Here is a 7,791-nt window from a genome sequence, read left to right on the forward strand (position 1 = left end):
AGGGGACTGGTTTGTCGATAAGAGGAAATTGCCGAATGGGATTGGTGCGCTTTCGCGTACGGTGAAACAGAAAGGTCTGCAGTTTGGATTATGGTTTGAACCGGAAATGATCAGTCCTAAGAGTGAATTAATGAAAGAGCGTCCGGATTGGGTGATTGGTTCACCTGGTCGTCCGCAAACCCTGGGGAGGAATCAGATGGTTCTTGATTTCTCCAATCCTGAAGTCGTCGATTATTTATACGATAGAATGAGCTGTTTAATTGAAGAAGCAGATCTGGATTATATTAAGTGGGACATGAACCGTAATATTACAGAGCCTTTCTCTCAGCACCTCCGGAACCAGGGAGAATTTTATCATCGTTACATCCTTGGGGTTTACGACTTATATGAGCGTCTAACCACCCGTTATCCGAATGTATTATTTGAATCCTGTGCAGGCGGAGGCGGCCGGTTTGATCTTGGAATGATGTACTACGCTCCACAGGCGTGGGCGAGTGACGATACCGATGCTGCTGAACGGCTGAAAATTCAGTATGGCACTTCGCTGGGGTATCCCCTCGCCACGATCGGTTCTCACGTTTCAGCTGTTCCGAACCATCAGACACTTCGGGAAACGCCACTCAAGTTCAGAGGAGATGTCGCGTATTTCGGGACGTTTGGTTACGAATTAGACCCCTCTCAGCTGAGTGAAGAGGAAAAGTCTGAAGTGAAGCAGCAAATTGAATTTTTTAAGAAGATCAGAAATTTGATCGCCCAGGGCACGTTCTACCGACTGAAAAGCCCGTTTGAAGGAGAAGAAACAGCCTGGATGGTGTGCAGCGCAAATGGAAAGCAGGCGATGATTGGCTGGTACAAAGAGAATTACCGGCCCAATCCCGAGCATAACCAAACCTTGAAACTTAAAGGATTGCAGCCTGAGAAGCGATATGAAATTGAAGGATTTACCCGTTTGTTCTATGGAGACGAATTGATGAATCGGGGCCTGCCTCTGGGCAAGGAATTTAATGGCGCCAATCCTCATCAGGCAGAGCGCGGAGGAGACTACCAGTCCCGGACCTTCCTGCTGAAGGAGGTCTAGGGCATCCTTCGCTTCTACATACCAATATAGTAATGAGGTGATCGATATGAAGGAATTGAAGCAAGCATTTCAGGAACGATTAGGGAAGGATGAACCGGTAGATTTATTTTTTGCACCGGGACGAGTGAATTTGATTGGCGAACACACGGATTATAATGGAGGACATGTTTTTCCGTGTGCTTTAAGTGTGGGAACTTATGCAGCCGCACAAAAAAGAAAGGATACAACGATAAGGTTGTATTCCATGAACTTTCCTGACTTAGGAGTTATTGAAACCGATATAGAATACCTGAATTATAGGGATGAAGATGACTGGGCCAACTATCCGAAAGGTGTAATCGAGACTTTTCGAGCTGCCGGGTATGAGATTTCTTCAGGCATGGACATTGCCTTTTACGGGAATATTCCAAATGGAGCAGGACTTTCTTCGTCTGCATCTATTGAGCTGGTCACGTCGGTTGTATTAAAAGAACTATTTCAACTTTCTGTGGATCCGGTGGAAATGGTCAAGCTTTCTCAACAGGCAGAGAATGAGTTTGTCGGGGTTAACTGTGGCATCATGGATCAGTTTGCCATCGGAATGGGTAAGAAAGATCATGCTATTTTATTAAACTGTGATTCTCTGGAGTATCAACATACGCCTATTGATTTGACGGATCATGCTTTAATCATAGCGAATACGAATAAACGCCGCGGATTGGCTGACTCAAAATATAATGAGCGGAGAGAACAGTGTGAAGAAGCTCTGAAGGATCTGCAACAGAACTTATCGATTCATAGCTTAGGTGATTTAACCAAAGCAGAATTCGAAGACCATAAACATCTTATAGAAGATTCTTTAGCCCAGAAGCGGGCCAAGCATGCCGTTTACGAAAATCGCCGCACGATGGAAGCGGTGGAGAAGCTGAACGCTGGAGATATTGAAGGGTTTGGACAGTTGATGAACGAATCGCACGTCTCCTTGCGTGATGATTACGAAGTAACGGGTAAAGAGCTGGATGCGCTGGTTGAAGCAGCCTGGCAGGAGGATGCGGTCGGTTCAAGAATGACCGGCGCTGGATTTGGCGGCTGTACCATTAGTATAGTGGACCGAACCCAGGTCGAAGCTTTTATGGATAACGTCGGCCGTAAATACTCCGAGAAGACAGGACTTGAAGCTGACTTTTATAAAGTAGAAATTGGCGATGGGGCCAAGAAAATTGAAGGAGGTTTTTAAATGACGGTACTCGTTTGTGGAGGCGCTGGTTATATTGGAAGTCATGCCGTCGCCCAATTATTGGATCGTAATGAAGAAGTAGTGGTCGTGGATAATTTGCAAAAGGGTCATGAGGCATCCATTTTCGAAAAGGCTCGTTTTTACAACGGTGATTTAAGGGATGCGGTCTTTCTAGAGCAGGTGTTTACTGAAAATGAGATCGATTCCGTAATTCATTTTGCAGCGGATTCTCTAGTTGGAGAAAGCGTTGAAGATCCGTTGAAGTATTATGACAATAATGTTTCCGGTGCGATCAGTTTACTGAAAGCAATGGCGGAGCATGAGGTAAAACGAATCGTCTTTTCATCTACGGCAGCGGTTTACGGTGAGCCAGATCAAGTACCGATTCAGGAGGATGACCGTACCACCCCAACCAACCCGTATGGGGAAACAAAGCTGGCCATTGAAAAGATGCTTCACTGGGCTGAAAAGGCTCACGGGATCAAGCATGTGGTTCTTCGCTACTTTAATGTTGCGGGCGCGGATCCAGAAGGAAGAGTCGGTGAAGACCACCGTCCGGAAACGCACCTCATTCCGATCGTACTCCAGGTAGCTCAGGGCAAGCGGGATAAAATCATGATATTCGGCGATGATTATCCGACCGAAGATGGCACGTGTATCCGTGATTATGTTCATGTTACGGACCTGGTAGACGCTCACCTTTTGGCAATTGAGAAGTTGAAAAAAGATGGAACAAGTGCCGTGTACAATCTCGGAAATGGACAAGGATTCAGTGTGAAGGAAGTCATTGATACGGCACGCCGGGTGACTCAGCGTGAGATTCCGGCTGAAGTTGCTCCGAGACGTGCAGGTGATCCGGCCCAGCTCGTGGCTTCATCTGAAAAGGCTATGAAGGAACTCAGCTGGAAACCTGCTCATGCGGAGCTTGATACGATGATTCAAAATGCCTGGGACTGGTTTCAGAAGCATCCGGAAGGTTATGAAAAATAAACAAAAGGGATGGTGAACAGAGTGGCGATTTATCGTGACATCGAACAGCTTATTCAATATGGTCTCAACAAAAAAATGGTGTCCGTCTGGGACGTCGATTACGTGCGGAATGCCCTGTTTCATTTATTCGAGCTGGACGGGAAGACACCTGAACCTGTTCAGGCAGAGGACGTGCCGGATGAGCCGGTGCAGGTGCTTGACCGGATGCTGGATTATGCGGTCGAGCAAGGGCTGATGGAGGATAACACGACGACAGAGAGGGATTTATTTGATCCGAAAATTATGGATCAGCTGATGCCGAAGCCTTCGGAAGTCATTCGGAACTTTTACCAGACGTTTGAAGCCAGGGGGCCGATTGCGGCCACGGATTATTTTTACCAATTATCAAAGGATAGCCACTACATCCGTACGAATCGGATTGAAAAAAATAAGCACTGGTACAGTGAGACAGAATATGGAGATCTTGAGATTACCATTAACCTCTCCAAACCCGAAAAGGATCCCAAAGCAATCGCAGCAGCACGGGCTAAGGGAGATGGACCTAATTATCCGAAATGCCTTCTATGTAAAGAAAATGTCGGTTATGCCGGGCGTCTGGACCATCCCGCGCGTGATAACCACCGTGTGATTCCGATGGACCTTGAAGGGGAGCACTGGTTCCTGCAGTACTCTCCATACGTTTATTACAATGAGCACGCGATTGTCTTCTCCCGGGAGCATCGCCCGATGAGTATTACGAAAGACAGCTTTGACCGGCTGCTTGATTTCACCGATCAGCTGCCTCATTATTTCATCGGTTCGAATGCGGATCTTCCGATTGTCGGCGGCTCGATTTTAAGCCACGATCACTTCCAGGGCGGCCATCATGAATTCCCTATGGCTCAGGCTCCGATTGAACAGGAGTTTACCATTCAAGGATTCAAGGATATTAAAGCCGGGATTGTCCGCTGGCCGATGTCGGTCATCCGCCTCCGTTCTGAGGATCGCTCACGGCTGTCTGCCGTCGCGGATCAAATCCTTACGTCATGGCGCGGATATACGGATGAAGAGGCAGACGTTTATGCAGAAACCGACGGGGAGCCGCATAACACGATCACGCCGATTGCGCGTTACCGGAACGGAGCGTTTGAAATGGATCTGGTGCTTCGGAACAACCGGACCAGTGATGAGCATCCGATGGGAATTTTTCACCCGCACGAAAATGTCCATCATATTAAAAAGGAGAATATAGGCTTAATCGAAGTGATGGGTCTTGCCGTTCTACCCGGCCGTTTGATTGAAGAAATGAATCAGCTCACAGAGTATATGAAGACGGACGAGCTTGACGGGAAGGCCCTCCAGGATGAACGGACAGCTAAACACGTGACATGGGCGAAACAAATGAACATAGCAGAGAACGAAGACATTGAGGAGCGGTTGAGACAGGAAGTCGGCAAACGCTTTTCAACGGTACTTGAACATGCGGGTGTCTTTAAAAGGACGCAAGCTGGGCAAGAGGCCTTTACCCGATTTATTAAACAAATTATGTAGAAGGGAGAGTGGAACATGGTTGACCTGCCGGTGATAGAGACGATTAACTTTAAAGGACTTGAAGCTGTTGTGCTTGAAAATGAGCAGATCCGCTGTGTCATTCTTCCTTCTTACGGCGGGAAAATGGTCAGCTTTTTTGATAAGGAAGCAGCCTATGAATGGCTGTTTCAGACGTCAGCTTCAGAATTAACGGTACCTCCGTATGGAGCCGATTTTTCCCAATATGATTCAAGTGGGTTTGATGAAATGTTTCCAGGAATCGATCAAGGCCCTCATCCTGCAGACTGGAAAGAGATCCCTGATCATGGGGAAGTATGGGCCCTGCCGTGGAACTGCGAAAAGGCAGGGGAGGGGATTACTCTCGATGTGGAAAGTCCCAAATTTCCTTATACAATAAAAAAGACAGTCACTTTAAAAGGGGCAAGCATCGAAATCGAATATGAAGCCTGGAATAAAAGCGATGAACCTTTTCCTTTTATCTGGACGCCTCATGCCTTGTGGAATTTAAATGATTCAACGAAATTAGAAGTTCCGCAGGGGTTAAATGAAGTTATGAATGTTGAAAAAGGGACACAGCATTTAGGAGAGTGGGGGACGACCCATTCGTATCCGGAAACGCAGTCGCTGAAAACGGGAAAAACGCTTGATTTAGCTGAGCTTGAACCAAAAGAGGATGGTACGGTAGAGAAGTTTTATTTTACGGATCGTCTAAATGAGGGCTGGTGTTCCATCATTCAGGAAGACATCAGCCGTAAACTTACGTATCGTTTTCCGGAAGATAAAGTCCCTTATCTCGGGATCTGGAAAACCCTTGGAGGCTACCGCGGTGAATATAATGTAGGCGTTGAACCGTGTACAGGGGTTTATGATGACGTTTATCTCGCTGAGAAAATCGGCAAGGTTTCACGGATTCCTGCTGGTGGCTCTTACAAGTGGTCGCTAACGTTTTCAATTGGAGGGGTATAAATGACGTACTTAGGTGTAGATTACTACCCGGAACATTGGCCGAAAGAAATAATCGATGAAGATCTTCAGGGCATTAAAGAGCTTGGAGCGAACATCGTAAGGATTGGCGAGTTTGCATGGCACTTAATGGAGCCGGAAGAAGGGCAGTTTGATTTTTCTTATTTTGATCATGTCATTGAAAAAGTGAAAGAGCAGGGACTGAACGTGATGTTCGGTACGCCAACGGCTACTTTTCCAGCCTGGCTTGCTCATAAAGAACCTTCTATTTTATCAGAAGATGAGAACGGGCAGACCCGCGTGTTCGGCGGGCGCCGTCAATATTGCTTTAACTCCGATGTTTACCGGGAATTTGCCGGGAGGATTACGCGTAAGCTGGTCGAGCATTATAGCAGCGAAGAAGCGATTATATCCTGGCAGATCGATAATGAATTTGGCCATGAAGGCAGTGATATGTGCTACTGTGACCAGTGTCACAGCAAGTTCCAGCAATACCTGGCAGAAAAATATTCATCTGTCGCGGCTTTGAATGAGGAATGGGGCACGATTTTCTGGGGGCAGACGTACAATGACTTCTCAGAAATTCCTGTTCCGAAGCCGACTGTGACGACTCACAATCCAAGCCTGAAATTGGAATGGGCCCGTTTTCGTTCGTTTTCGGTGAACAGCTTTACTCATGAAATGACGGAGATCGTCAGGGAAGCAAAAGGCAGTCACCAGGACGTCACCACGAACGTTTCCGGTGGATTTTTCGATAAATGGTTCGACCATGCGGAAAATGTGAAGCCGATGGACTATGTATCGTATGACAACTACCCGGTCTGGGGTGGATTGGAAAAACCGGTCCCGCCGGAAGCGATTGCGATGACACACGACTTTAACCGCGGCCTCAAGGATCAGAACTACTGGATTGTAGAAGAACTGATGGGCGCGCAGGGTCATGATGTCATTGGTTATCTCCCGAGGCCGAATCAGGCGAAGATGTGGTCGTACCAGGCGTTTGCTCATGGCTGTAACAACTTGCTGTATTTCCGCTGGCGCGGCATGACCAAGGGCGCGGAGCAGTTCTGTTACGGGGTAGTGGACCATGATAATGTGTACGGCCGGAAATATAAAGAAGTCCAGTCGTTATTTACGGATATTCAGCAGTATGAGCATGTGCTGGAATCCCGAATTGAATCTGAAGCAGCGGTTTTATATGATTACGATAATATCTGGTCGTGGCGCTCGCAGATTCAAAGTAAAGATTTTGACTTTAATGAAGAGCTGTTGCGGATGTACCGCCCGTTTTATAAGCGGAATATTCCGATTGATGTAATCCCTGCCGATCGGGATTTTTCACAGTATAAAGTAGTCGTGGTACCTGTTATGCAGATGATGGATGAATCGCTGGCAGAGCGTCTGCGTTCGTTTGCGGCTGGCGGAGGCACCGTTCTGTTCTCTTTCCGAACTGGGCTAAAGGGAAAAGACAACAACCTGAGGCTTGGCGAAGTGCTCCCAGGATTGGTGCGCGACCTGACTGGTGTACGTGTGGAAGAAATCGAATCGCTGACGAAAGAGCATGCCGTGGAGCTGAAAGGCGAAGGTGATTTCGCTCAGACGAGTGGCACGGTGTCTGTGTGGAGAGATTTGCTAGTTGCTGAAACAGCGGAGGTTCTTTACCACTATCAGGATCAATTCTATGAAAACTATGCCGCAGTAACGAAGAATGAAGTGGGTAAAGGAAGCGTCTATTATATCGGCGGCGGATTAAACGAAGCTCCTCTTGATCAGATGGCGGAGCAGATTCTTGAAGAACGGCAGATTGATTACATCGATTCTCCTGAAGATGTAGAGGTATATCGACGGGAAGTGGATGGTACTAGCTATCTATTTGTTATGAACCACAGTCCCTATGTGAAGAGCTTCGATGGTAGGCAGCTACAACCTTACGCAAGCGAAATAATAAAAAAGTAACGAAAAGGGAATAAGTTCCACCTCAGGTCATCCAGATTCTGGATGACCTGAGGTGGAA

6 protein-coding genes are annotated in these 7,791 nt (G+C 47.2%); all 6 read left to right on the forward strand.

Going from position 1 to position 7,791, the window contains the following annotated elements:
- A partial coding sequence (locus tag WAM07_RS08400; protein ID WP_422166035.1) for an alpha-galactosidase occupies positions 1-1,078 on the forward strand: 1,078 nt, incomplete at its 5' end.
- Positions 1,079-1,124: 46 nt separating this feature from the next.
- Positions 1,125-2,294 carry a galactokinase gene (locus WAM07_RS08405; protein ID WP_422166036.1) on the forward strand — a complete coding sequence of 390 codons (1,170 nt, stop codon included), beginning with the start codon at positions 1,125-1,127 and terminating at the stop codon, positions 2,292-2,294.
- Positions 2,295-3,284 (forward strand): UDP-glucose 4-epimerase GalE, encoded by a 990-nt coding sequence (galE, locus tag WAM07_RS08410; protein WP_422166037.1) that lies wholly within the window; start codon positions 2,295-2,297, stop codon positions 3,282-3,284. It abuts the gene before it with no gap.
- Between the two features lie 21 nt (positions 3,285-3,305).
- Complete coding sequence (galT, locus tag WAM07_RS08415; protein WP_422166038.1) at positions 3,306-4,814, forward strand: UDP-glucose--hexose-1-phosphate uridylyltransferase; 1,509 nt, start codon at positions 3,306-3,308, stop codon at positions 4,812-4,814.
- Positions 4,815-4,829: 15 nt separating this feature from the next.
- Positions 4,830-5,780 carry a DUF5107 domain-containing protein gene (locus tag WAM07_RS08420; RefSeq protein ID WP_422166039.1) on the forward strand — a complete coding sequence of 317 codons (951 nt, stop codon included), beginning with the start codon at positions 4,830-4,832 and terminating at the stop codon, positions 5,778-5,780.
- Complete coding sequence (locus tag WAM07_RS08425) at positions 5,781-7,733, forward strand: beta-galactosidase (protein WP_422166040.1); 1,953 nt, start codon at positions 5,781-5,783, stop codon at positions 7,731-7,733.
- Positions 7,734-7,791 lie beyond the last annotated feature (58 nt).

This window comes from Halobacillus sp. (genome assembly GCF_049282395.1).
Taxonomy (GTDB): Bacteria; Bacillota; Bacilli; order Bacillales; family Halobacillaceae; genus Halobacillus.

Excerpts from the sequence above, each read along its gene's own strand:
- WAM07_RS08405 (WP_422166036.1), top strand. The coding sequence starts at position 1,125 with ATGAAGGAATTGAAGCAAGCATTTCAGGAACGATTAGGGAAGGATGAA.
- galE (WP_422166037.1), top strand. The coding sequence starts at position 2,295 with ATGACGGTACTCGTTTGTGGAGGCGCTGGTTATATTGGAAGTCATGCC.
- WAM07_RS08420 (WP_422166039.1), top strand. The coding sequence starts at position 4,830 with ATGGTTGACCTGCCGGTGATAGAGACGATTAACTTTAAAGGACTTGAA.
- WAM07_RS08425 (WP_422166040.1), top strand. The coding sequence starts at position 5,781 with ATGACGTACTTAGGTGTAGATTACTACCCGGAACATTGGCCGAAAGAA.